Annotated in this window: 20 protein-coding genes and 1 pseudogene; 15 read left to right on the top strand and 6 right to left on the bottom strand. The window is 34.1% G+C overall.

What is annotated here, in order from left to right; translation table 11 throughout:
* Positions 1–61 precede the first annotated feature (61 nt).
* On the top strand, positions 62–805 hold the full coding sequence (locus LPB88_RS10340) for a DUF3298 and DUF4163 domain-containing protein (RefSeq protein WP_230715208.1): 744 nt from the start codon (positions 62–64) through the stop codon (positions 803–805).
* A gap of 129 nt (positions 806–934) precedes the next feature.
* Here the strand turns inward: LPB88_RS10340 and LPB88_RS10335 are convergent, their stop codons facing one another.
* Both LPB88_RS10335 and LPB88_RS10330 read right to left on the bottom strand, forming a co-directional pair.
* Positions 935–2,092, bottom strand: a complete 1,158-nt coding sequence (locus tag LPB88_RS10335) for an ATP-binding protein (RefSeq protein WP_230715206.1) — start codon at positions 2,090–2,092, stop codon at positions 935–937.
* Between the two features lie 110 nt (positions 2,093–2,202).
* Complete coding sequence (locus LPB88_RS10330; RefSeq protein WP_230715204.1) at positions 2,203–2,958, bottom strand: SDR family NAD(P)-dependent oxidoreductase; 756 nt, start codon at positions 2,956–2,958, stop codon at positions 2,203–2,205.
* A 140-nt stretch (positions 2,959–3,098) separates the two neighbouring features.
* On the opposite strand from LPB88_RS10330, the gene LPB88_RS10325 reads away from it, so the two are divergent.
* Complete coding sequence (locus LPB88_RS10325; protein ID WP_230715201.1) at positions 3,099–3,905, top strand: DUF4382 domain-containing protein; 807 nt, start codon at positions 3,099–3,101, stop codon at positions 3,903–3,905.
* Positions 3,906–3,986: 81 nt separating this feature from the next.
* Here LPB88_RS10325 and LPB88_RS10320 read toward each other — a convergent pair whose 3' ends face one another.
* Positions 3,987–4,862: an aldo/keto reductase family oxidoreductase gene (locus LPB88_RS10320; RefSeq protein WP_230715199.1), complete on the bottom strand. Its 876-nt coding sequence runs from the start codon at positions 4,860–4,862 to the stop codon at positions 3,987–3,989.
* Positions 4,863–5,085: 223 nt separating this feature from the next.
* Here LPB88_RS10320 and LPB88_RS10315 point away from each other — a divergent pair, with 223 nt between their 5' ends.
* From LPB88_RS10315 to LPB88_RS10280, 8 genes are all read left to right on the top strand, one after another.
* Positions 5,086–6,090 carry a MoxR family ATPase gene (locus tag LPB88_RS10315; RefSeq protein ID WP_230715197.1) on the top strand — a complete coding sequence of 335 codons (1,005 nt, stop codon included), beginning with the start codon at positions 5,086–5,088 and terminating at the stop codon, positions 6,088–6,090.
* An 80-nt stretch (positions 6,091–6,170) separates the two neighbouring features.
* The gene (locus LPB88_RS10310; protein ID WP_230715195.1) at positions 6,171–7,034 is read left to right on the top strand and encodes a DUF58 domain-containing protein; all 864 of its coding nucleotides are present in this window, start codon (positions 6,171–6,173) and stop codon (positions 7,032–7,034) included.
* Positions 7,035–7,150: 116 nt separating this feature from the next.
* A complete protein-coding gene (locus LPB88_RS10305) occupies positions 7,151–8,785 on the top strand; it encodes a hypothetical protein (protein ID WP_230715193.1) in 1,635 nt (544 codons plus the stop codon).
* A complete protein-coding gene (locus tag LPB88_RS10300; protein WP_230715191.1) occupies positions 8,785–9,786 on the top strand; it encodes a VWA domain-containing protein in 1,002 nt (333 codons plus the stop codon). The genes LPB88_RS10305 and LPB88_RS10300 overlap by 1 nt, the downstream gene beginning before the upstream one ends.
* 153 nt (positions 9,787–9,939) lie before the next feature.
* Positions 9,940–10,974, top strand: coding sequence for a VWA domain-containing protein (locus LPB88_RS10295; protein WP_230715189.1), 1,035 nt, complete (start codon positions 9,940–9,942; stop codon positions 10,972–10,974).
* 134 nt (positions 10,975–11,108) lie between these two features.
* The gene (locus LPB88_RS10290) at positions 11,109–11,879 is read left to right on the top strand and encodes a tetratricopeptide repeat protein (protein ID WP_230715186.1); all 771 of its coding nucleotides are present in this window, start codon (positions 11,109–11,111) and stop codon (positions 11,877–11,879) included.
* Between the two features lie 119 nt (positions 11,880–11,998).
* Entirely contained in the window at positions 11,999–13,753 is a 1,755-nt protein-coding gene (locus LPB88_RS10285; protein WP_230715184.1) for a BatD family protein, read from the top strand.
* A gap of 134 nt (positions 13,754–13,887) precedes the next feature.
* Entirely contained in the window at positions 13,888–14,634 is a 747-nt protein-coding gene (locus LPB88_RS10280; RefSeq protein ID WP_230715181.1) for a tetratricopeptide repeat protein, read from the top strand.
* A gap of 84 nt (positions 14,635–14,718) precedes the next feature.
* Here the strand turns inward: LPB88_RS10280 and LPB88_RS10275 are convergent.
* From LPB88_RS10275 to LPB88_RS10265, 3 genes and pseudogenes are all read right to left on the bottom strand, one after another.
* Positions 14,719–16,095: pseudogene (locus LPB88_RS10275) on the bottom strand (von Willebrand factor type A domain-containing protein); the annotation flags it as partial.
* Positions 16,096–16,511: 416 nt separating this feature from the next.
* Complete coding sequence (locus LPB88_RS10270) at positions 16,512–17,081, bottom strand: 5-formyltetrahydrofolate cyclo-ligase (RefSeq protein WP_230715179.1); 570 nt, start codon at positions 17,079–17,081, stop codon at positions 16,512–16,514.
* Positions 17,068–18,048, bottom strand: a complete 981-nt coding sequence (locus tag LPB88_RS10265) for a succinylglutamate desuccinylase/aspartoacylase family protein (protein WP_230715178.1) — start codon at positions 18,046–18,048, stop codon at positions 17,068–17,070. Before LPB88_RS10265 ends, LPB88_RS10270 begins: the two co-directional genes overlap by 14 nt.
* 137 nt (positions 18,049–18,185) lie before the next feature.
* On the opposite strand from LPB88_RS10265, the gene uvrC reads away from it, so the two are divergent.
* From uvrC to hppD, 5 genes are all read left to right on the top strand, one after another.
* Positions 18,186–19,979, top strand: coding sequence for an excinuclease ABC subunit UvrC (gene uvrC / locus LPB88_RS10260; protein ID WP_230715177.1), 1,794 nt, complete (start codon positions 18,186–18,188; stop codon positions 19,977–19,979).
* Positions 19,980–19,987: 8 nt separating this feature from the next.
* Positions 19,988–22,345: a patatin-like phospholipase family protein gene (locus tag LPB88_RS10255; RefSeq protein WP_230715176.1), complete on the top strand. Its 2,358-nt coding sequence runs from the start codon at positions 19,988–19,990 to the stop codon at positions 22,343–22,345.
* Between the two features lie 318 nt (positions 22,346–22,663).
* On the top strand, positions 22,664–23,821 hold the full coding sequence (locus tag LPB88_RS10250) for a homogentisate 1,2-dioxygenase (protein ID WP_230715175.1): 1,158 nt from the start codon (positions 22,664–22,666) through the stop codon (positions 23,819–23,821).
* Positions 23,822–23,985: 164 nt separating this feature from the next.
* The gene (locus LPB88_RS10245; protein WP_230715174.1) at positions 23,986–24,357 is read left to right on the top strand and encodes a four helix bundle protein; all 372 of its coding nucleotides are present in this window, start codon (positions 23,986–23,988) and stop codon (positions 24,355–24,357) included.
* Between the two features lie 78 nt (positions 24,358–24,435).
* The gene (gene hppD, locus LPB88_RS10240) at positions 24,436–25,596 is read left to right on the top strand and encodes a 4-hydroxyphenylpyruvate dioxygenase (RefSeq protein WP_230715548.1); all 1,161 of its coding nucleotides are present in this window, start codon (positions 24,436–24,438) and stop codon (positions 25,594–25,596) included.
* Positions 25,597–25,602: the final 6 nt, after the last annotated feature.

The following is a 25,602-nucleotide window of genomic DNA, read 5'->3' as shown; positions in this document are numbered from 1 at the left end:
TTTAATTTATTTTAATCCTGATACAACTTCTTACCTTTGTATATAATTAACACTTTTTGATATGAAACACTTAACTATTTTAGTCTTTTTGTTTTTAATCTTGACAAGTTGCAGCAAAGGGCTTTCATTTGAAAATGAAACATTTGAAAAAGAATCTGCCATTCCTTGCAAAAACGATTGCCCAAAAATCACTATAGATATTCCTGTCGCAAAAAACATCCCGATAGTAAAAGACAGCATCAATAAAAAGGTTTTTGCTGTAATAAAAGAAATTGTTTATTTTGGAGAAGCTCCATTAAAAGTGAATGATTACACAACATTGGCCGAATCTTTTATTGCTTCTTATGAAGAAATGCATAAAAAATTTCCAAGCGAAACTTTTGGCTGGGAAGGAAAAATAAAAGGTGATATCGAATTTAATTCAGATCAGATTTTAAATATAAAAATTGACCATTATACGTTTACCGGTGGCGCTCATGGCTATCAGGGTTTCCGCTCTTTGCTGTTTAATCCCAAAACCGGAAAAGCAATTTTTACCAATCAATTGTTTAAAAATGAAAAAGAATTTAAGACTTTCGCCGAAAAGGAATTCAGAGCCAAATACAATATCCCAACCAAAGCCAACATTAATGCAACTGGCTTAATGTTCGAAAACGACAAATTTCAATTGCCACAAAATATTTTTTATACCGATGAAGGTTTGCTTTTATATTATAACTCTTATGAAGCAGCTTCGTATGCCGATGGTCCGAAAGAACTTTTATTTCCTTATGAGAAAGTGAATAAGTTTTTGAAATATCAATAGTTTTGTTTGAAAAATAATTTGGCTAAAGCCGATTTACATTGGCTAATTATAAACTATTCAAAAAAAAACTTTGAGTTAGACATACTGCTGTGCGTCTCTACAGAAAACCTTTGCCCCTCTGAACCTCTGCTACTTTGAACCTTCCTGAAAATCATACTTCATCTTTCTCAAAATCCTCAATGCTTCTTTAAAAGACAAATAGATATTCCCAAAAGGTTTCAGAAGTAATTTTGCGTCGATCAGTTTTTGTTTCGCATCATCAAAACCGTTCAAATAACAAATCATAAAAGTTGACGGAAGATTTTCCAGATCTTTTAATTCACGTTCTGATAAAGGAATTCCTTTTTGGAGTTTTTGAAGCAATGACATATTCGAATTATAAATATGGTACAGCATTTTCCGATTGAATTCCGGAGGTTGAAAAAGCATTTCGCGATCAATTTTATAATATCCGTTGTCGAAAAAATGAATCGTTTGTTTCTCTAAAGGATAATAACTCGTTTTGTCATTCAAACCTAGCGGAACATATTCTGTAATGGTAAAACTATCGTCGTCAAAAACTATCGTAACAACATCCTGAGCCGAGTAAAAAAGTTTAATTTGTTCGTTTATCAGCTCAATATCAACTCGGGACAAGAATGTTTTATCTCGGGATTTTTTAGGAACTCCCGCCCAGCAAATCACAAACAATTCTTTAAAAACATGATATTTAGGCGACATGTCTTTGTGTCTGAAATTCATAAAATCGATAACGCCGTCAAGTGTATATTGGATACTATTTCGCGAACTATTTTCGATATCGATTACCGTTTCTGTATTTTGATAATTTTTTTCAACTTCTTCAGTAATTTCTAAAGGAATCGAATTACTTCCTCGTCTAATAAAAATACTATTGGCCGGAGTTGTATGAATTCCTTTTTTGAAATACGATATTTTGCTTTTGGGTTTAATTGTAACCAATCCCACAACTTTATCTTTCGGAAGATTCGGGAACGGCACATTTTCATATTGAATCTTAGGCGGATTTTCCAGAAAAGCGTTGACAAGATTCTGAATTCTGCTATCGTCGAAGAAATCGTCGCCTACAATTTCGTTATCCTGATCTTCTACCCCAACAACGATATAAGAATTATTGGTTGGATTTGAATTTGACAACGCACAAATGTGTTTCAGAAATTTCCCTTTTCCTTCACGCGAATGTAAATTCAACTGCCTTTTTTTGTCATAAAAACTGCTCTCATCATTATGAGCCAGGAGATTTTTTATTAAAAGGCGCTTGTTGATCATCTTTTTAGACTTCTTAGATTTTTAGACTTCTTAGATTGTTGGACTATTTGATTTTCAGATTCTAAATTAATCTAAAGATCTAACTTTCTAAGAAGTCTAACAATCTAATTTTAAATATTCTTTTTAACAATCGTCGAAGACGCTTGCGCTGTACTCATCACAACCAAATCGGCAATATTTACGTGATACGGTCTTGAAATTACAAAATGAATAATATCGGCAATATCTTCTGCCTGTAGCGGATCAAATCCTTTGTACACATTTGAAGCTCTTTCGACATCACCTTTAAAACGGACTTCACTAAATTCGGTAGCAACCATTCCGGGATGAATTCCTCCAACTCTAATTCCGTACGGATTCAAGTCAATTCGCATTCCTTGTGTAATGGCATCAACTGCATGTTTTGAGGCACAATATACATTTCCGTTTGGATAAACTTCTTTTGCAGCCGTTGATCCAATATTGATAATATGACCCGATTTTTTTTCGATCATTTTTGGCATTACCGCTTTCGAAACATACAAAAGACCTTTTACATTAATATCAATCATAGCATCCCAATCGTCAACATCTCCGTTCTGGATTGGGTCTAAACCGTGCGCATTTCCAGCATTATTAATTAAAACATCAATTGAAGAAAACTCCTCAGGTAAATTATTAATACTATCAAAAGCCGCATTTTTATCACGAACATCAAAAGACAAAGAATGCACTTCTGTAAAAGCCGAAAGTTCTTTTTCTAATTCCGTTAAACGATCGATACGTCTTCCGCAAAGGACAATTTTATAGTTATTCTTAGCCAATATTTGTGCAGTTGCTTTTCCAATTCCGCTTGTGGCTCCAGTTATTAATACAGTTTTTTTCATGGTTTAAATTTCCTACTTTTAAGAGATAATCAAACTTTTTCCTTAAAATTCGATTAAAATATCTACAAAACTACAGCATAAATACACTAAATGAATTTTATTCTGCGTTATTAATTTACTAATTTAAAAAAAAGAAAGTCATGAAAAAAGTAAAACTTAATTTAGAAATACTTCTCCTGACATTGTTGCTTTGCTTATTTCTTACAAGTTGTAACAGTAATGATGACAACAACGCTCAAACTTCAAAAGTTAGCGTAAGAATGAGTGATGCTCCAGGCGATTACGACGAAGTAAACGTTGAAGTATTAGATGTTAAAATTAAAAGCAATGCAGAAACCGATGAGGACGGATGGGTTAGCATCGGAAATATAACCCCAGGTATCTACAATTTGCTTGATTTAACAGGCGGTGTAAATGTTCTTTTAGCAGATAATCAAGTTCCTTCAGGATTTTTAGGTCAAATAAGATTGGTTCTTGGCGAGCATAATACGGTTGTTAAAGATGGTACAACTTATCCTTTAAAAACTCCAAGTGCTCAACAATCAGGTTTAAAACTACAAGTTAATCAAACACTTGTATCAGGTGCAACTTATGATTTTTTATTAGATTTTGATGTAGAACATTCTGTTGTCGTTCAGGCTGGCGGCTCTGGCAATTACAACTTACATCCCGTAATCAGAGTTTCTACGACAGCTACATCTGGCGCAATCAAAGGAATTGTAAACCCAATTGCTGTTCAGTCTTTAGTATCAGTTCAGGTTGGCGATGCAACAGTATCAGCTTATACAAATGAATTGGGTGCTTTTCAGCTAAACGGAATTCCAGCAGGAACTTATACGGTAACCATCACACCAGACGTGAGCTCGGCATTACCGCCTTTAGTAGTTCCAAATGTAGTGGTTGTCAACGGGCAAATTACAAACATGAATACTCTGACTTTACAATAAATAATTTATTCAGATATAAAAAAAAACAGCTATACCTAAATATTAAGTATAGCTGTTTTTTTATCAATATAACTTTATAGATTAAGGTACATCATCGCCCATACTTTCTGTCCAGATGGCGAACCAGTCTTCTTTCTCCATTTCTAACTCAACGGCTTTCATCAGCGACTGAATTCTGGCAATATTTACAGTTCCCGCAATCGGAATTACTCCTGCCGGATGTTTTAAAATCCAGGCCAACAAAAGGGTATCAGACCCAAAACCATATTTTTGAACCAATTCGGCAAATAGTTTTTTCAAACGACGTGTTTTCTTAGTGTCTTCTCTAAAAACTGTTCCAAGCGGATTCCATGACAACGGGCGAATTCCGTGCGTTTGCATATAATCTAAACTTCCATCGGTCATCGCTTCAAAATGAGTAGCTGAAAATTGCACCTGATTATAACTAACTTCTGTTTTCTGACGAATCAATTCGGTTTGAGAACTGGTGAAATTTGAAAGTCCAAAGTCAATAATTTTCCCTTCAGATTTTAATTTCTCAACTGCTTCTGCAATTTCATCTGCCTGCATCAACGGACTAGGTCTGTGCAATAAAAAAACATCAACATAATCTGTTTTCAGCTTCTTTAAAGATTCTTCAACAGACCAAATAATATATTCTTTAGAATAATCGTAATGTTTGATTTTGTTCTCCGAGCGATTTTCAGCAATCATCTGAATACCGCATTTGGTAATTAATTGTAATTTTTCGCGCGCAATTTTGCTGGCATGAAATGCTTTTCCAAAATCAGCTTCGGTGGTATAAGCTCCGTAAATGTCGGCGTGATCAAAAGTTGTAATTTTGTTTTCGATACAAATTTGTATCATGTTTTCCATTTCCTTAAGTGTAAGGTTTTTATCCCAAACACCCCAATTCATAGTGCCCGAAATTATAGGCGATAATGCTGTTTTACTCATGGTTTTATTGCGTTATTTTTGGTAATAAATATGCTTTTCTAAAGCATAATCATCAAAGTTCTTAAAAATATAAAAATAGATTCCCAATTCGTCCTTAAAATTAGGTCTTTGGTCGAAGTTTTAACCATTCTTTAACATCTTACTTCTCAAAAAATATTCAATTTGCACTCTCAAAAGTAAGGCATAAAAATCAACGTTTTAAAAAGGTTTTAAAAATATTTATATGGAAGAAAATACAACGACTTTAGACATTAGAGCGATAAATGAGAAAATTGAAAGAGAAAGTGCTTTTATAGACCTTCTTACAATGGAGATGAACAAAGTTATTGTGGGCCAGAAACATATGGTCGAACGTTTACTAATTGGACTTTTAGGACAAGGGCATATTTTGCTTGAAGGTGTTCCCGGATTGGCAAAAACTTTAGCAATAAATACTTTGTCACAAGCGATTCAGGGTTCATTCAGTCGTATTCAGTTTACTCCCGACTTATTACCTGCCGATGTTATTGGAACGATGATTTATAACATCAAAGCAAACGAGTTCTCAATTAAAAAAGGGCCAATCTTCGCTAATTTCGTCCTTGCCGATGAGATTAACCGTGCTCCGGCAAAGGTTCAGTCAGCACTTTTGGAGGCGATGCAGGAAAAACAAGTAACTATTGGCGACACGACTTTCAAACTTGATCGTCCGTTTTTAGTACTTGCAACTCAAAACCCTGTTGAGCAAGAAGGAACATACCAACTTCCGGAAGCGCAAGTTGACCGTTTTATGCTTAAAACCGTAATTGATTACCCAAAAATTGACGAAGAGCGTTTTGTAATTCGCCAAAACTTAAAAGGATCTTACGAAAAAGTAAATCCAGTAGTTTCTGTAGAACAAATTTTACGTGCACAAGAAGCTGTCCGTGAAGTATACATGGACGAAAAAATCGAAAAATATATTCTAGATATCATCTTTGCTACTCGTTATCCAGAGAAGTACAAACTTGCAGACTTAAAACCTCTTATTAGTTTTGGAGCATCACCACGTGGAAGTATCAATTTAGCTAATGCAGCAAAATGTTACGCTTTTATCAAACGTCGTGGATATGTAATTCCAGAAGATGTTCGCGCAGTTGTACATGATGTTTTACGTCACAGAGTTGGAATAACGTATGAAGCTGAAGCCGAAAACATTACTTCTGTAGACATTATCAACAAAATCGTAAACGAGATTGAAGTACCTTAAAAATTTGTTTAATGTTTCAAGTTTCAGGTTGCTGTAAAGCCAACTTGAAACTTGAAACTTTTAAACTTTAAACAAATAAAATGGATACAAAAGAGCTTTTAAAAAAAGTACGGAAAATAGAAATCAAAACCAAAAGATTGAGTAATCACATCTTTTCGGGAGAATACCACTCTTCATTTAAAGGACGCGGGATGACTTTTAGTGAAGTACGTCAATACCAATATGGCGACGACATTCGTAACATCGATTGGAATGTAACTGCACGCTACAATGAAGCCCACGTAAAAGTTTTTGAAGAAGAAAGAGAGTTGACCATGGTTTTAATGGTTGACATTTCTGGTTCTGAAGGTTTTGGCTCAAAAAGTCAATTTAAAAAAGACATCGTCACCGAAATTGCGGCAACGATGGCTTTTTCGGCTACACAAAATAATGACAAAATTGGTTTAATATTATTCTCTGACAATGTAGAGTTGTATATTCCGCCCAAAAAAGGTCGTTCGCATGTTTTGAGAATCATTCGTGAATTAATCGAATTCGAACCAAAAAGCCACAAAACCGATATTGCACAAGCCTTGAAGTTTTTATCCGGAACTCAGAAAAAGAAAGCTATCGTTTTTATGATTTCCGATTTCATGTCTGAAGATTATGAGCATACTTTAAAAATCGCGTCTAAAAAACATGATATTACAGGAGTTCGTGTGTATGATATTCGTGAAGAAAAAATTCCGAATTTAGGAATGGTATCCATGCTTGATGCCGAAACCGGAAAAATTCAATTGGTTGATACAGGTTCAAAAACAGTGCGAATGAATTATGAAAAACACTATCATGAAAGAGTAAATTATTTCAAAGATATTTTTAGTAAATCGGGTGCAGGTGTTGTAAATACAAGAGTTGACGAAAATTACGTAACAAAATTATTAGGTTACTTTAAATCACGTTAATATTTAGAGTATTAGATTTTAAAATAAATATCCAAAAATAAAATCTGCTTAAATCCGCGTCATCCGCGTGCCATTTTAAGCAGTCGTTTTAGACTAAAATCTGAATCAAAAATCAAATGAAATTAAAATTTTACATATTTCTATTTTTACTCTCCTCCTCTATTTTTGCCCAGCAAAAACAAGTGGAGACCAGTATTGATACTACAAAAAATAAAATTGGAGCCGAGTTTAAGTTAACGCTTAAAACGGTTGTCAGTTCAAAGTCGAAAGTTGTTTTTCCTAAACTAAAAACTATTGGACAACTTGAAGTAATTCAGTCGTATCCAATTGATACAGTGAAGAAAAACGACACTTACGAATTAATCAAAAAATATGGTTTAACACAATTTGATTCCGGAAAATATACCATTCCGAGTATTAAGATTTTAATTGACAAACAGCCATATTTATCAGATTCTATTCGTGTTGAAGTTGCCAATGTAAAAGTCGATACGTTACAACAAAAGATGTACGATATCAAAGACATTACTGCTGCTGACAGCGGAATGGGAAATTGGTGGATTTATCTTTTGATTTTTATCGTTATTCTTGCCATTGGAGCTTTTGTATATTGGTACGTTAAAAAACGTCAATTGAAAAAAATCGAAGAAGAAGTTTATAAAACTCCTATCGAAAAAGCGACAAGTTTGCTAAACAATCTGGAGCAAAAAGAATTGGTTCAAAAAGGTGAAATCAAAGAATATTATAGTGAACTGACTGATATTGCCCGTAATTATATTGAAGAAGCAATTCATATTCCGGCAATGGAAAGCACAACATCTGAATTGATTCAGGCGATCAGAACGGCTTCTACCAAAAAGAAAATGACGCTGACTCCTGAAACGGTTGAGAATCTGGAGCGTGTTTTACGTCAGGCGGATTTGGTAAAATTCGCAAAATCTAAACCTTTAGAATTTGAAATTACCGAAGACAGAAATAAAATTCAAAGAGTAATTCTGACGCTTGATAATGCAATTCCAACTGAAGTTGAGACTGAAGAAGAGGACCAATTATTAAACGAAGCTCAGAGACAAAAACAAATCAAACAACAACTGCTAAAAAAACGCAACAAACGTATTGCAATTGCTATAGGAACTGTTGTATTCTTAATATTTGCTACAACAACATTCTTTATTGCTACCAAAGGTTTCAATTACGTAAAAGACAACGTTATTGGACATCCGTCTAAAGAATTATTAGAAGGAGAATGGGTAAAAAGTGCTTACGGAAATCCTGCTGTTCTTATTGAAACTCCCAAAGTTTTAAAACGAATGGATACTCAAAAATTCTTACCAAAAGAAACAATGGCGCTAATTAAAGAAATGCAGCTTTTTGTTTACGGAAGTATGATTGACAACTTTTATATTGCAGTTTCAACAAGTAAATTCAAAAATCCTGTGGAACTTGATTTAGCAAAAGCTTTAGAAGGATCTCTAAAAGTAATTGAAGCTCAGGGCGGACAAAATATTATTGTTAAACAAGAAGATTTTCAAACCAATCAAGGTATTCAGGGATTAAAAGGATACGGAACAATGACAGTTTTAAATCCGGTTGACAAAACAAGTTCAAAAGCATATTATGAAATTTTGCTTTTCAAACAAGATCAGGGATTACAGCAAATTGTGATCTTACATCAGGAAGGTGATACTTATGCAAATGATATTACAGACCGAATTTTAAATTCTGTTGAACTTCAAAAAGCGAGCAACTAATGGATAAGATAACTTTTTTAAACCCAGAATTTTTTTGGTTGTTTCTATTGATTCCTATTGCGATCGCTTGGTTCTTTTGGAAACGAAATCAACAGTCACCTACTTTAAAAATGAGTTCGACGCAAGGTTTCAAAAATAGCGAATCGCTGTTGACGAAATTAAAACCTTGTTTATACGTTTTTAGAATTATAGCCTTATGTTCGTTAATTATTGCTTTGGCTAGACCAAGAACAGTTGATATTAGCAGTCAGACTAAAACCACAAAAGGAATTGATATTGTTCTTGCAATTGACGTTTCAGGAAGTATGCTGGCAAAAGATTTAAAGCCAAACCGTATGGAAGCTTTAAAAAGAGTAGCCGCAGATTTTGTTGGAGAGAGACCTAATGACAGGGTTGGACTGGTTTTATACGCCTCAGAAGCTTATACAAAAACTCCGGTTACAAGTGACAAAGCTATTATCTTAGAAGCGATAAAAGGAATTAAATATGATACGGTTTTACAAGACGGAACCGGAATTGGAATGGGATTGGCAACTGCTGTAAACCGTCTTAAAGACAGTAAAGCAAAAAGCCGAGTGGTGATTTTAATGACCGATGGTGTTAATAATGCCGGATTTATCGAGCCGGAAACTGCGTCTGATATTGCTAAACAATACGGAATAAAAGTTTACACCATTGGAATTGGTACTAACGGAATGGCAGAATCTCCTTATGCTTATGCACCAAATGGAGGATTTTTATATAAAATGCAAAAAGTTGAAATCGACGAACAATTAATGAAAAGTATTGCTCGCAAAACTGATGGAACTTATTTTAGAGCAACAAGCAATGACAGATTAGCCGAAATATACAACGCGATTAATAAATTAGAAACTACTGAAATCCAGGAATTAAAATTCTATGATTACGATGAAAAATACAGAGTTTTTGTTTTATTAGCAGCCTTTTTATTATTATTGGAAGTAGGTTTAAGAAATACGGTTTATAGAAGCTTTATTTAATTTTTTCAAAATTAAAAAATTCCAAAAACCCGATAGCTCGGGTAAAATTCCAAATGACAAATTGGAATTTGGAATTTAAAAGATTGGAATTTGCAACAGAATTGGAATTTGGAATTTATCTCTACGGTTTGAGATTGGAATTTTAAAAATTATATGGAATTAGACGAAAAAAAATATTTATATCTTTTATTATTGCTCCCAATTGTGGTGTGTATTTTCCTTTTCAACATGTATTGGAAAAGAAAAAAACAACGCGAATTTGGTGATCTTGAAATGGTAAAAAGACTGAGTCCGGAGCGATCTGTTTTTAAACCTGTATTAAAATTATCGGTATTACTTTTGGCACTTGCCTGTTTAATTATCGGATTGGTGAATCCGAAGATTGGAACAAAAATGGAAACGGTAAAACGCGAAGGAATTGATATTGTTTTTGCGGTTGACGTTTCTAAAAGTATGCTTGCCGAAGATGTTGCGCCAAGCCGTTTAGAGAAAAGTAAACAACTGGTTTCGCAAATCATCAACAACTTAGGGAATGACCGTATTGGAATTGTAGCGTATGCGGGAAGTGCTTTCCCGGTTTTGCCAATTACATCTGATTACAGCGTTGCTAAAATGTTCCTGCAAAGTATGACTCCGGATATGGTTTCATCACAAGGAACATCGCTCGATGAAGCGATCAGAATGTCATCAACTTATTTTGACGAAAAAAGCAAAACAAGTAAACTTTTGATTCTGATTTCTGATGGAGAAGATCATTCTGAAGGCGCCTCTGCTGCTGCCGAAGAAGCCAATAAAATGGGAATGAAAATCATTACGATTGGTATCGGAACAGAAAAAGGAGGTACAATTCCGTTAAAAGAAAATGGCGTAGTAAAAAGCTATCAACAAGATCAAAACGGACAAACTGTTATTACAAAACTAAATCAGGAAGGTTTAAAAACCATTGCAAAAGCTACAAAAGGCGGTTATGTATATGGCGGAAATACTAAGGAGGTTTTAGAATATATCAAAAACGCCTTAAACAACATTCAGAAAACTGAATTTGAAGCCACTCAAATGGCCGATTTTCAATCGCAATTTCAATGGTTCATTGGCTTTGCTTTCTTATTATTGTTTGTTGATATTTTCCTTTTAGAAAGAAAAACAAATTGGATAAAAGAGTTGAATTTATTTAACGAAAAGAAATAATAAAGTTAGCCACAAATTACACCAATTATCACGAATAAAAGTATTTAAACTCTATTCGTAAAATTCAAACACAAAGAATTAATTAGTGATAATTGGTGTAATTCGTGGCAAACTAAAAAACATAAAAAATTAGAATGAAAAATTTGCTTCTTTATATTTTACTAACGTTTTCTTTAGCTGTTTCAGCTCAGGAAAAGGATAAAACATTGCCTGATGCCAATGAAGAATATAAGCAGAATAAATTTGTTGATGCTGAAGCTAATTATAGAATTTCAGAATCAAAATTTCCAAAGCGCGCGACTGCTCCATATAATTTAGGAAATACTATTTATAAACAAAACCAGGTTTCGGAAGCTAAATTTGCTTACGCGAAAGCGATAAAAAATGCCAAAACAAGACCTGAGAAACATAAAGCATTTCACAATTTAGGAAATGTTTTAATGAAAGAGAAAGATTATACGCAAGCGGTTGAGGCTTATAAAGAAGCTTTACGTAACGATCCAACGGATGATGAAACACGTTACAATTATGCTTATGCAAAACAAAAACTAAAAGAAAATCCTCCGAAAAACGATAAGAATAAAGATAAAAACAAGGACAAGGATAAGGATAAAAACAAAGATAAGGACAAGGACAAAGATAAAAATAAGGACAAAGACAAGGATAAAGATAAGAAAGACGACAAGGGCGATAAAGACAAGGATAAAAAAGATGGTAAAAACGATCCGAAGAAAGATGATAAATCAGACAATAACGGGGAGTCAAAGCCACAGCCTGGTGGAATTTCTAAAGAGCGAGTTCAGAATTTATTAGATGCCGTAAACAATGAAGAAAAGAAAGTTCAGGATAAAGTAAACGCTCAAAAAGTAAAAGGATCTCCTAAAAAAACCGAAAAAGACTGGTAAAACTTTTAGTTTAATCGTTTGTTCGTTTAACTGTTAGTTCGAATAAACAATAAAACTGTAAAAAAACCGATTAAACAAATTAACCATACAACAGTTAAACAAAAACTGAAAACAATTTAATGAAAAGATATTTAATTCTATTACTATTCACTTTTCAAGGGCTTCTGGCTCAAGTTCAATTTGAGGCCAGAGTAAGCAAAAACACGCTCGGACTGAACGAAAGATTACGTGTTGACTTTATCATGAACGTTGATGGAGACAACTTTGACCAACCTGCATTTGAAGGTTTTAGAATTGTAGGCGGTCCAAGTCAGCAAATAAGTCAATCCTGGGTAAACGGAAGAAGTTCTTTTCAAAAAATATACTCTTACATCTTACAACCCAACCAAAAAGGAACGGTTTATATTAAACAGGCTGCGATTGAATACAACGGTCAGATTTACAAAACATCGCCTATAAAAATCGTTGTTACAAATGCCGTCGCGCAAGAAAGAGACCCTAATGACAACAGCAGACCTCAAGGATCTTCTACCGGAGATGAAATGCTGAATCTTGTTGCCGAGATTTCAAAAACAAATCCGTATCTGAATGAACCTATTACAGTGGTTTACAAGCTGTACTTCAATTATATCAATGTTACTGGCTTTAAAGAATTGGCTAAGCCAAAATATAACGACTTCTGGAATCAGAATATAGACATTAAACAATTGGCCGTTGAACAAGGAACTTATCAAGGTCAAAGATGTTATTATGTAATCTTAAAGAAAACTATTCTATATCCTCAAAAATCAGGCAGACTTACTATTGAACCGCTTTCGTTAGATATTGGTGTACAATTGCCATCGAATCGTCGTGATATGTTTGGTCAAATGATTGTAACCGATGGCAACAAGGTTGTTTCGGCCGGTGCAAAAACAATCAATGTAAGACCTCTTCCGGAAGCTACTAAACCAGAAGGTTTTGGCGGTGCTGTTGGTAAATTTAATTTTACGGTTACTCCTTCTAAAACGACTTTAAAAAGTGGAGAAAGTCTTGATTTAATTGTTAGTGCGTCAGGAAACGGAAACATGAAATTGTTTACTTTACCAAAACCTGTTGTACCTAATGCGTTAGAAATGTATGATCCGGTTCATGATGAAAAAGTGACAACTTCACTGTCTGGAATGTCAGGAAAAATCACAGACAAATACACTATTATTCCGCAATACAAAGGGAAGTACGCTATAAAACCTATGGTATTCTCTTATTTTGATTTGAGTACAGGTTCTTATAAAACCATAACTTCACCAGAAATCATGGTGGATGTTCTGGACGGACCTATGCAGGCAGAAACAAATGCAACAGCTGCTAAAAATGTGATTTCAAAAACAGAACAATTCAAATACATCAAACCAAAAACAACATTAACAGCAATTGCTAAAAATGATTTTTATGGTTCTAATTTGTATTATATACTGTTGTTTTTACCGTTTGTAATTTTACCAATTATTGTTTTAGGTAAGAAACGAAAAGAAGCAATTGATGGCGACGTTACCGGAAACCGTATTAGAATGAACAACAAACTGGCGAAGAAATATTTATCTGAAGCCAAGAAACAACTTAGCAACAAAGAGCCTTTCTATATCGCTTTGGAGAAAGCAATGCACAATTTCTTAAAAGCAAAATTACATCTAGAAACTTCAGAAATGAGCAAAGACAATATTCGCGAATTGTTGTTGTCAAGAAATTCAAATCCAGAAACAGTTCAAAATTTCATTAATTTGACCGAAAACTGTGAGTTTGCACGTTATGCTCCGGCATCAAGCGCTTCGATTCAGCAGGATTATGACAAAGCTGTTTTGATAATTTCTGAACTGGAAAAACAAATAGTTTAAATTTTAACCGCAATTTATTTTACCGCAAAGTGCGCTAAGAAAAGTGATTTAGATTGTGTAGATTTTAAGTTCACAAAGTTTAAAGAATCAAATCCAACAGGTTTTAAAAACCTGTTGGGTTTAAAGAAAATAAAATGAAACATATAGTATATCTTTTTTTATTAATCACACAGGTTTTCTTTGCTCAAAGCAGCTTTGAAAAAGGAAATGCATTGTACCAAAAAGCACAATATCAGCAAGCTGTAGATGTTTATGAAAGTATTATTAAAGAAGACAAACAACAATCTGCAGAATTGTACTTTAACCTGGCAAATAGTTATTACAAGTTAAATAACGTAGCACCTTCGATTTATAATTACGAGAAGGCTTTAGTTTTAAAACCTAATGATGCGGAGACTTTGAACAATTTAAAATTTGCCAAAAAACTAACAATCGACGAGATTAAAGAAGTTCCGAAAGTAGGTTTTGCAAAACTGATTCAGAACTTTACTGGCATTTTTGGTTACAATACCTGGGCAAAAATCTCTATTGGAATCGCCTTTGTATTTCTATTGACTTTTATTGGGTATTATTTTTCACAGCTTTCGCTTACAAAAAGAATCTATTTCATCGGAATGTTTGTTCTCTTGGTTGCTTTATTATTAAGCGTTTTCGCCGGAATGTCTGAGAAAAGCCATTTTGATAACGATCGCCCAGCAATTGTTTTTTCAGAATTAAGCGAAGTTAGAAGCGAACCACAAAAAGCCGGTGCAGCAATTTTCTTATTGCATGAAGGTTCAAAAGTTTACGTTATGGAAACTCTTGGAAAATGGAAAAAAATCGAACTAACTGATGGAACCGAAGGTTGGATCGACGGCACAACAATTAAAGAAGTGAAATAAACTTTCTAAATTTAAAATAAAATAAATCCCAAATTCCAACTTAATAATGATTGGAATTTGGGATTTTTCATTTTGTTTTTTCTTCTAGTTTACAGCATCAACCAATCTAATAAACTCTGCTTTGTAACCATCTTCGTCGTTTGATAAACCAGATTTTGCTAATTTCTTTATATCAGAACTGGAACTGCTTGTTATAAATTTTGAATCTCTTAATTTTAATCCAAACCAGGCAACAGCGGTTGTGAATTTAAAGTCGGAAGAACTCTGATCTAAAGTAACTTTTTTATTGTCGATTGTACTAACCATTTCGATACTTTTATCTCCGTCAGGTTTTTTATATCTAAATTTAATCGTCGCCAATTCATCACTATTTTCAGAATCATTCTTATTTACTTTTGTGTATTTTAAATCCGAAGCCAGATAATCACTTTCGACACCAGTTGGAATAATTTCATACAAGGCCGTAACCGTGTGCCCACTTCCTAATTCTCCGGCATCAATTTTATCATTTTTAAAATCTTCAGCATTTAATTTTCTGTTTTCATAACCAATTAATCGGTAAGCCTGAACGTGCTTTGGATTAAATTCGATTTGAATTTTTACATCTTTCGCGATAGCAAACATCGAACCTTTAAATTCCTTTCCTAAAAAACGATTGGCTTCCTGAATGTTATCGATATAAGCATAATTTCCGTTTCCTTTATCGGCCAGGATTTCCATTTTACTATCCTTGAAATTCCCCATTCCATATCCTAAAACCGTTAAGAAAACACCTGATTTTCTTTTCTCTTCGATCAGTTTCTCCACATCATCATCAGATGAAGCACCTACATTAAAATCACCGTCTGTCGCAATTATAACCCTATTATTTCCTTCTTTTATAAAGTTTTGCTCAGCAAGTTTATAAGCCAATTCTATTCCTTCTCCTCCAGCTGTACTTCCGCCCGCACTTAAATCATCAAAAGCATCCATAATTGTTTCTTTTTCATCTCCCGAAGTTGGCTCTAAAACAACGCCGGCTGAGCCTGCATAAACCACAATTGAAACTTTATCCTGCGGACGAAGCTCTTTTACCAAAATCTTCATCGATTCCTTTAATAATGGAAGTTTATTAGCTTCATCCATTGAACCAGAAACATCAATTAAAAAAACAAGATTTGAAGCTGGTAAATTAGTCATCGGAACATTTTTTCCCTGTAGACCAATTTTCAACAATTGACAGTTTTTATTCCACGGACTATCACTTAATTCGGTATTAATCGAAAACGGATGCTGTCCTTCTGGCTGTGGATAATTGTATTTAAAGAAATTCATCATTTCTTCAACACGAACAGCGTCTTTAGGAACTTTTTGCCCTTCATTAATAAATCGTCTGATATTGGTATAAGATGCATTATCAACATCGATAGAAAAAGTAGAAAGAGGTGATTTTTGTGGAGACTCGAAAGGATTTTCTTCGAGTCCGGCATAACTTTCAGTATTGGGATCTGAAATATTTTCTTCTGGAAGTTCATCGGTCGAAACAACCGCAGTATCCATTGCTTCAGTAGCATAATCTACATTCCCTTTTTTACAGCTAAACAAAACAAGTACAAGGAATGCCATCAAATAAAAAGCTTTATTTTTCATTTAAAATAAGTTTTAGAAATTAGTGAATGATTTACTCTCAAATAACGACCAGCATTCCGGATGTACTAGTGAAGATTATCTGTGATTTTCGGCAATCCAAATTTGATGCCAAAAAATTTGATAAATATTCTATTACTAAAATAATATTTTAACAGTGGGCTATTTTTACCATATAAGTGATATAAGTTCATTTTAGCTTAAATGCGCGCATAACTTATATTTACTTATATCACTTATATGGTTTAAATCTAAAAAGTGTAGATTTTTAAAGGCGTCACGCAATAATCTAATTTTATATCAGATTCAAAGATATCTTCGATTTGATTTTCGGCTTCAAAAAAAGAGAGACCTATTTTGATGGTTTCAGGTTTGCATTCGGATAGAAATTTATCATAAAAACCTTTTCCGTAGCCAACTCTATTCCCAAAAACATCAAAAGCCAGAAGCGGCACAAAAACCACATCGATAGTTTCTGATGGAACAGGCAAACCATTTACAGGTTCTGGAATATTATATTCGTTCTTTTTGATTTTGGTATTATCCGTCAATAAAAAATGAGACATTCCGCGAGTGTCAAAATCACTTTTCGAAACCACGATTTCTTTATCTTTTCCTGAAAGTAAGTGTAGAATATATTCGGTATTTACTTCTTTTTGTTCTTCGATAGGCAGAAAAACATGATAATAGGTTTTATCCCAAATAGGCAAACCAATTAAATTATTGGCTATAGCCAAACTCTTTTCTTCGATATCATCTTCAGTAAATTCTTTTCGAAGACTTTTATAGTGTAATCGTAATTCTTTTTTATTCGTCGGCATTATCAGGGCTATTTTTAGACATGTGGTAAATTGCGTCGCCTTCATACACAATTGGCGAATGATTGGCGTTGATTACAAAACCATCGTGAGGCGCTTTTACTTTTTGTTCAAATTTACCAAAAGGATCTGTTATAATTGCCAGAATAGTTCCTTTGGTCACAAAACGTCCAATTCTGTTATAATCGTGCAATAAACCAGAACATTTTGCACGCAGCCAAACCGAGTTTTTGATATAAATTGAAGGATCTTCAGCTTCTTCAACAATATGTTTTGGGTCAAGCATTTTTAGATAATCCAGTAAACGCTTCACTCCCATTACACCTTCATTCGCTATCGAATCATTAATATCTAATGATTTTCCACCTTCAAAAAGAAGCATTTTTACATTTGCTTTCTCACAGGTATTTCTAAAAGAGCCACTAATATTTTTAGAATAAAGCGTAAACGGCGCATTAAAAACATCAGCCAGAAGCTTCAATTCGGGATTATTTTCTGTCACCCTTATTTGCGGAGCATTAAAACGGCTTGCGCCTCCGGCATGAAAGTCGACCGCATAATCAATAATTGGCAAAACTTGTGCTACGATATGATAAGCAAATCTACTTGCCAAAGAGCCTTTTTTGCTTCCGGGGAAAACACGATTTAAATCTCTCCCATCAGGAAACTCACGAGATTTATTGACAAAACCGTACATATTGATAATCGGAATACAAATAATAGTTCCTCTCGCGGGGCGATTAATTTTTTTACTGATGATCTGTCTAACGATTTCGACACCGTTAATTTCATCACCATGAATTCCTGCGGAGAACAAAACTACCGGACCTTCAATCTTTGAACGGCGCACAATAACCGGAATATTAAGTTTTGTAGTGGTATGCAAACGAGCAATTTCGACGTTTATCGTTTTGCTTTCTCCAGGCAAAACCGCTTCATCAAAAATAACCAGGGGCGTATTATTTTTCATATAGAATTATAAAATCTAAATATAGAAATTATTCTTTTGATTTCGTAAATTTGAAACTAAATCAATGTTAAGCTTTTTTATAGAAATCGGAATGGTTTTTGAAAAAGCATATCAGTTATCTTCAGAAACAAAACAGAATGCAAAAACCGTCCTTAGATCTCCAAATCCAAACCTTGCCGGACAATCCTGGCGTGTATCAATATTACGATAAAGACGGGAAGATCTTGTATGTTGGGAAAGCCAAAAATCTTAAAAAAAGAGTTTCCTCGTATTTCAATAAAATCCACGATACTGCCAAAACGAATGTCTTGGTCAAAAAAATTGTAACGATAAAACACATTGTCGTTCCCACAGAAACCGATGCACTTTTGTTAGAAAACAATTTGATTAAAACCCTGCAGCCACGCTATAATGTACTGTTGCGTGACGACAAAAGTTACCCTTGGATTTGTATTAAAAAAGAACCTTTTTCGAGAATATTTTCGACCAGACGAATGGTCAAAGACGGGTCGGAATATTTTGGTCCCTATACAAGTTTCAAAACTGTACACACAATTCTGGATCTGATCAAAGAATTATACCCGTTGCGAACCTGTAATTTCGATTTAAGCAAATCGAATATCGATTCCGGAAAATTTAAAGTTTGCCTGGAATATCATATTGGCAATTGCAAAGGTCCATGCGAAGGCTTGGAACCTCTCGAGGATTATCAAAGACAAGTTGATGCGATTCGCGAAATTCTGAAAGGAAATTTCAAAGAAAGCATGAAAGATTTTAAACGTTTGATGACGCAATATGCACAGGATTTACGTTTTGAAGAAGCACAAAAAATAAAAGAAAAAATCGAAGTTCTCGAAAATTATCAATCACGATCTACAATTGTAAATCCGAAGATTACCAATATCGACGTTTTCTCAATTGTCTCTGACGAAAGTGCGGCTTATGTCAACTTTTTGCAAATATCACACGGATCAATTATTCGTTCTCATACTTTAGAAATAAAGAAAAAGCTGGACGAAACAGACGAAGAATTATTAGAATTGGCGATTATTGAACTTCGTGAACGCTTTCAGTTATTATCAAAAGAAATCATTGTTCCGTTTGAAATTGATTTGGGCGAAAACATCAAAACAACCGTTCCGCAGCTTGGTGATAAAAAGCAAATATTAGATTTATCGATTCGAAATGCAAAGTTTTACCGAATCGAACAATTGAAACAATTGCAAATTGTAGATCCGGATCGACACACCAATCGCATCATGGCACAAATGCAAAAAGATTTACGCTTACCGGTTGAACCCCGACATATCGAATGTTTTGATAACTCGAACATTCAGGGAACAAATCCGGTTGCGGCCTGCGTAGTTTTTAAAGACGGAAAGGCAAGTAAAAAAGATTACCGCCATTTTAATGTAAAAACCGTCGAAGGTCCTGACGATTTTGCGTCGATGACTGAGATTGTCTATCGCCGTTACAAAAGATTATTAGACGAAAAAGAACCTTTGCCGCAACTAATTATTATTGACGGTGGAAAAGGACAATTATCTGCCGCCTTAAAAAGTATAGATGAACTGGGTTTAAGAGGAAAAATTGCAATTATCGGGATTGCAAAACGACTTGAAGAGCTTTTTTATCCCGGAGATTCTATTCCGTTATACCTCGATAAAAAATCAGAAACTTTAAAAGTCATTCAGCAATTGCGAAATGAGGCACACCGTTTTGGAATCACTTTTCATCGTGACAAACGTAGCAAAGCTGCATTGAACTCGTCTGTAGAAAGTATTCCGGGTATTGGCGAGAAAACCATGCTAACGTTAATACAACATTTCAAAAGTGTTAAAAGATTGAAACTAGCATCAGAAAAAGAAATTTCGGATGTGATTGGAGTATCAAAAGCCAAAAAAATTGTCGACTTTTACAAAACCAACTAGCTATTTATATGCGCCTAATCCAGCTGTCCATTACAAACACTCGGTCAAAACGATTTTTTTCTACTTCAAAAAAAGGAACTTCTAAAGTCGCTCTTTTTTTGCAGGAAAAAATATCGTTTTGTCTCTCGCAGTTTTCCATTTCCATCTGGGGCGTGACAGCCGTTTTTTTGACACTTTTAGTATTCAGTTCACAAAAAACATTTTCACAAGATAAAAAGCAAGACAGCATCAAACGTCCAAAAATTGGTTTGGTTTTAAGCGGCGGTGGCGCCAAAGGATTTGCTCATATTGGAGTTCTAAAAGTTCTGGAAGAAGCCGGAATCAAAATCGATTATATTGGCGGAACCAGTATGGGATCTGTAATTGGCGGACTTTATGCTTCTGGCTACAACGCCACACAAATTGATTCTATTTTCAAGAAAACCAATTTCGACGACTTAATAAACGATTATATTCCGCGTTCGTCTAAAAATTTTTACGGTAAAAAAAATGACGAATTATATGCCATAGTTTTACCGTTCAGTAATTTCAGAGTCGGAATTCCGGAGGCACTTTCAAAAGGAATGTACAATTATAATTTATTGAGCAGTTTAACTCGAAATGTACGTCATGTGCGTGATTTCAGCAAACTACCAACTCCTTTTTTATGTATTGGTACCAATATCGAAACCGGCGAGGAAGTTTTGCTGAATAAAGGAAATCTAGTTCAGGCAATGATGGCGAGTGCTGCGTTTCCTTCCCTATTTACTCCGGTAGAAATTGACGGAAATTTATTAGTAGACGGAGGTGTTGTCAACAATTATCCCATAAAAGAAGTGCGTAATCTTGGCGCTGACATTATTATTGGGGTTGATGTTCAGGACGATTTAATGAATCGTAAAAACCTAAAAAACGCCACTAGAATATTGGTTCAGATTACCAATCTACAGTCGATTGATAAAATGAAAAACAAAATAAAAGACACCGATATCTACATCAAACCAGATATTAGAGATTATGGTGTAATTTCATTTGATAAAGGCGAAGAAATCATCAGAAAAGGTGAAGAAGCTGCTTTTGCGGTTTACGAAAAGATAAAATCACTAACAAATGAAGAAACCTTCTATAAAAAACCAAAACTAAAAATTAGCTCTGACACAATTGAAATTAACAAAATAAACAGCACCAAATTAGACAATTACACCAAAGAATATATCAATGGTAAATTACGTTTCAAGCCCGGAAGCACTATAACTTATGATGATTTAAAAGCCGGAATCAATAATATAAATGCAACTCAAAACTTTAGTACAATTTCATACTGTTTGCAGCCGGACGGCAATGCAGACGATCTTGATCTTGTACTGAAAGAAAACCCAACGCAGACTTTTTTGAAACTTGGATTGCATTATGACGGACTTTATAAAAGCGGAATTTTACTGAATCTAACCCATAAAAAAACATTCCTTAAAAACGACGTTACTTCACTTGACATTATTTTAGGAGATAATTTTAGATACGATTTAAATTATTATGTCGAAAACGGTTTTAATATCAGCTTTGGATTCCGATCCAGATTAAATCAATTTAACCGAAATGTCACCACCAGTATAAGTAACTTAACTGGTGCAAACCCAAACATAAATCTAATAAATGTTGATTTTCTGGATTTGACCAATCAGGCATATTTTCAAACCATATTTGTGCAGAAATTTTTAATGGGTGGTGGTGCCGAGTACAAGTATTTAAAAATAAACTCGCCAACCCTTTCAAACACAGAAAACATTATTGACAAAAGCAGTTATCTAAGTCTCTTCGGATATTTAAAATATGATTCTTTTGACAATAAAAATTACCCACATTCGGGATTGTATTTCTCTACAGATTTGCAAACCTATTTAGCATCATCAGATTACACCACTAAATTTAAACCTTTCTCAATCGCAAAGGCCGAAGTTGCTTTTGCCAAAACATTATTCAGAAAAGCAACAGTTAAAATTGGAGCAGATGCCGGATTTAATATTGGCAGCGACAGCGTACCTTTTTTTGATTTTATACTGGGTGGTTATGGCTACAACAAAATCAATAATTTCAACTATTTTTACGGATATGACTTTTTAAGTATAGCAGGAAACAGCTACATAAAAACTGACATTACCCTTGATTATGAAATTATCAAAAAGAATCACATTAATCTTTCAGCCAATTTTGCCAACTTAGGTGATGATATTTTCACCACTGTAGATTGGGTTTCAATGCCTAAATATTCCGGTTATGCTGTAGGTTACGGATTAGAAACCATTATTGGTCCAATCGAAGTAAAACAATCATGGTCTCCGGAACTTTCAAAAAGCTTTACCTGGTTTAGCATCGGGTTTTCATTTTAATACTCTATTAACTAATAGTGCAATAAAAACTCACTATTTTTATACTGTGTAAAATTTATATCAAAAAAAATTAAAATATTTTAGGTTTATAAATGATATAATTTATAATTTTACTCGATAAAAATTACGACATTTGTTATAATGAAAACAAAATGGACAGGTTTATTAGAGTATCTTCAATTCCTTATCAAGAGAAATCCTGAATAAAACTACCGAATTGAGATAATTAGTCAATTACACAATATTGAGCTAATTATCTGTTCACACAATTCAAATTTTTCGAATTATCTAATTTACAAATTATCTAATAGAAAAGCCATGCCATTATATCATAAACTTGGAGATTTCCCTCAAAAAAGACACACCCAATTCGAAAAACCAAACGGAGGTTTCTACTACGAACAATTATTTGGTACCGAAGGTTTTCACGGGCATTCGTCATTGTCTTATCATGTTCACAGACCAACTCAGGTAAAAGAAATACTAAAATCATATTCGGTTGAACCAAAAATTGCAATCGGAAAAAACATAAAATCATTACTTTTTAAAGGTTTTGAATTAAAACCTGAAAACGACTTTTTAGATAGCCGCAAACCAATGTTAGTCAACAAAGACTGCATCATTGGATTGGCAGCACCAAAAGAATCTCTTAGAAATTATTTCTACAAAAATGCCGATGCCGATGAAATGCTTTTCATCCATAAAGGAAAAGGGAAATTAAGAACCATGTTAGGAAATATTCCTTTTGAATATGGCGATTACTTAATTATTCCAAGAGGTATTATTTATCAAATAGAATTTGAGACTGAAGAAAACCGACTTTTTTATGTTGAATCTTACTCTCCTTTTTATACTCCAAAACGTTATAAAAACCAATCAGGACAGCATTTAGAACATTCGCCATTTTGCGAACGTGATTTTATTTTGCCAAACGAGTTGGAAACACATGACGAAAAAGGGGATTTTTTAATTAAAATCAAAAAAGAAGGAATGATTCACGAGGTAGTTTACGCCACACATCCTTTTGACGTTGTGGGTTGGGATGGCTACAATTTCCCATACGGATTCTCGATTCATAATTTCGAACCAATAACGGGACGTGTCCACCAACCGCCTCCGGTACATCAAACTTTCGAAACGGCTACTTTTGTCGTTTGTTCATTCTGCCCTAGACTTTACGATTATCACCCGAAAGCAATTCCGGCGCCATACAACCACAGCAATATAGATTCAGACGAAGTACTATATTATGTAGATGGTGATTTCATGAGCCGTAACAATATAGAGCAAGGTCATATCACTTTACACCCAAAAGGAATTCCGCATGGTCCAGCGCCAGGCGCGATGGAACGCAGTATTGGTCATAAAGAAACCCAGGAATTAGCCGTTATGGTTGATACTTTCAGACCATTAATGGTAACTGAAGAAGCTATGGGATTAGATGACGGTCAGTATTACAAATCTTGGACGGAGTAAGAATTAGATAATGTGGCAATTTGATAATTAGATAATGTTCTTGATGCTGCATAAATTAGAAATACGTCATTTCATAATCAGATTTCACTTATTAATTTGTAAACTTAAACCTACAATATAATAATTATCTCATTATCAAATTTTCTAATTAACTAATTCAAGAAATGACTTTCAACGAAAAATACAAGGACAACGCTCTTTTAATAAAAACATTCGATTTTGCTCTAAATATAATTGATTATACAAGTGCACTTCAAGAACAGAAAAAATTTGTAATTGCAAATCAATTATTAAAAAGCGGAACATCAATTGGAGCAAATTCAAAAGAATCTCAAAATGCAGAAAGTAAAGCAGATTTCATACATAAATTAAAAATAGCAATTAAAGAAGCAGACGAAACGGAATATTGGTTGTTTTTATGTGAAGCTCACAAAGAGTATCCAAATTGTAAACGTCTATTAAATGATCTATCAGAAATTTTAAAAATATTAAATAAAATAATATCAACATCAAAAATGGGAAAATTAGATAATTAGTAAATGTGTCAATTAGAAAATTATTCTAATTAAGTTCATTTCAGGAATTATCTCATTATCTCATTCTCAAATTATCTCATTATGAAAGAAGTAAAATCAGTAGAATACGGATTAGAGAAAATCTTTGAAGGAGCACAAGATTTCCTTCCATTATTAGGAACAGATTATGTAGAATTCTACGTAGGAAATGCAAAACAATCAGCACATTATTACAAAACAGCTTTTGGATATCAGTCATTGGCTTACGCCGGATTAGAAACTGGAGTTAGAGATAAAGCATCTTATGTTTTGAAACAAGACAAAATCAGAATTGTTTTGACAACTCCTTTAACGCAGGATTCTCCAATTCATGCACATCTTCAAAAACATGGCGACGGTGTAAAAGTTGCCGCACTTTGGGTTGAAGATGCAAGAAGTGCTTATGAAGAGACCATGAAACGTGGCGCACGCTCCTTTATGGAACCAACCGTAGAATCAGATGAATTTGGAGAAGTTGTTCGTTCCGGAATCTATACTTACGGAGAAACGGTTCACATATTTGTAGAAAGAAAAAACTACAATGGAGTTTTCTTACCAGGGTATAAAGAATGGAAATCTGACTATAATCCAGAACCAACCGGATTAAAATATATTGACCACATGGTTGGAAATGTAGGTTGGAATGAAATGAATACTTGGGTAAAATTCTACGAAGACGTTATGGGATTTGTGAATTTCCTATCATTCGACGACAAACAAATCAACACTGAATATTCGGCTTTGATGAGTAAAGTAATGTCTAACGGAAACGGAAGAATTAAATTCCCAATCAACGAACCAGCTGAAGGAAAGAAAAAATCACAAATCGAAGAGTATTTAGATTTCTATGGCGGACCTGGAATTCAGCATATTGCCATTGCAACTGATGATATTATCAAAACAGTATCTCAATTAAAAGCAAGAGGTGTCGAATTTTTATCAGCTCCACCACACACTTATTACCAAGCAATACCAGAAAGATTAGGTGTTCACATGGATATGATGAAGGAAGATTTAAACGAAATTGAAAAACTTGCCATCATGGTCGATGCCGACGAAGATGGATATTTATTACAGATATTTACAAAGCCAGTTCAGGACAGACCAACACTATTTTTCGAAATTATTCAACGAATGGGAGCAAAAGGATTCGGTGCAGGGAACTTTAAAGCCCTTTTTGAGTCAATTGAGAGAGAGCAAGAATTGAGAGGAACATTGTAAAAAAGC

The organism is Flavobacterium sp. JAS (assembly GCF_020991455.1).
Taxonomy (GTDB): Bacteria; Bacteroidota; Bacteroidia; order Flavobacteriales; family Flavobacteriaceae; genus Flavobacterium.
This window is presented reverse-complemented; position numbering and strand designations above follow the sequence as displayed.

Coding starts and splice junctions, on each gene's coding strand:
- LPB88_RS10255 (WP_230715176.1), top strand. CDS start 19,988: ATGCGCCTAATCCAGCTGTCCATTACAAACACTCGGTCAAAACGATTT.
- LPB88_RS10300 (WP_230715191.1), top strand. CDS start 8,785: ATGGATAAGATAACTTTTTTAAACCCAGAATTTTTTTGGTTGTTTCTA.
- uvrC (WP_230715177.1), top strand. CDS start 18,186: ATGCAAAAACCGTCCTTAGATCTCCAAATCCAAACCTTGCCGGACAAT.
- LPB88_RS10315 (WP_230715197.1), top strand. CDS start 5,086: ATGGAAGAAAATACAACGACTTTAGACATTAGAGCGATAAATGAGAAA.
- LPB88_RS10280 (WP_230715181.1), top strand. CDS start 13,888: ATGAAACATATAGTATATCTTTTTTTATTAATCACACAGGTTTTCTTT.
- LPB88_RS10340 (WP_230715208.1), top strand. CDS start 62: ATGAAACACTTAACTATTTTAGTCTTTTTGTTTTTAATCTTGACAAGT.
- LPB88_RS10290 (WP_230715186.1), top strand. CDS start 11,109: ATGAAAAATTTGCTTCTTTATATTTTACTAACGTTTTCTTTAGCTGTT.
- LPB88_RS10310 (WP_230715195.1), top strand. CDS start 6,171: ATGGATACAAAAGAGCTTTTAAAAAAAGTACGGAAAATAGAAATCAAA.
- LPB88_RS10325 (WP_230715201.1), top strand. CDS start 3,099: ATGAAAAAAGTAAAACTTAATTTAGAAATACTTCTCCTGACATTGTTG.
- LPB88_RS10245 (WP_230715174.1), top strand. CDS start 23,986: ATGACTTTCAACGAAAAATACAAGGACAACGCTCTTTTAATAAAAACA.
- LPB88_RS10270 (WP_230715179.1), bottom strand. CDS start 17,081: ATGCCGACGAATAAAAAAGAATTACGATTACACTATAAAAGTCTTCGA.
- LPB88_RS10305 (WP_230715193.1), top strand. CDS start 7,151: ATGAAATTAAAATTTTACATATTTCTATTTTTACTCTCCTCCTCTATT.
- LPB88_RS10330 (WP_230715204.1), bottom strand. CDS start 2,958: ATGAAAAAAACTGTATTAATAACTGGAGCCACAAGCGGAATTGGAAAA.
- LPB88_RS10285 (WP_230715184.1), top strand. CDS start 11,999: ATGAAAAGATATTTAATTCTATTACTATTCACTTTTCAAGGGCTTCTG.
- LPB88_RS10250 (WP_230715175.1), top strand. CDS start 22,664: ATGCCATTATATCATAAACTTGGAGATTTCCCTCAAAAAAGACACACC.
- LPB88_RS10335 (WP_230715206.1), bottom strand. CDS start 2,092: ATGATCAACAAGCGCCTTTTAATAAAAAATCTCCTGGCTCATAATGAT.
- LPB88_RS10295 (WP_230715189.1), top strand. CDS start 9,940: ATGGAATTAGACGAAAAAAAATATTTATATCTTTTATTATTGCTCCCA.
- LPB88_RS10265 (WP_230715178.1), bottom strand. CDS start 18,048: ATGAAAAATAATACGCCCCTGGTTATTTTTGATGAAGCGGTTTTGCCT.
- LPB88_RS10320 (WP_230715199.1), bottom strand. CDS start 4,862: ATGAGTAAAACAGCATTATCGCCTATAATTTCGGGCACTATGAATTGG.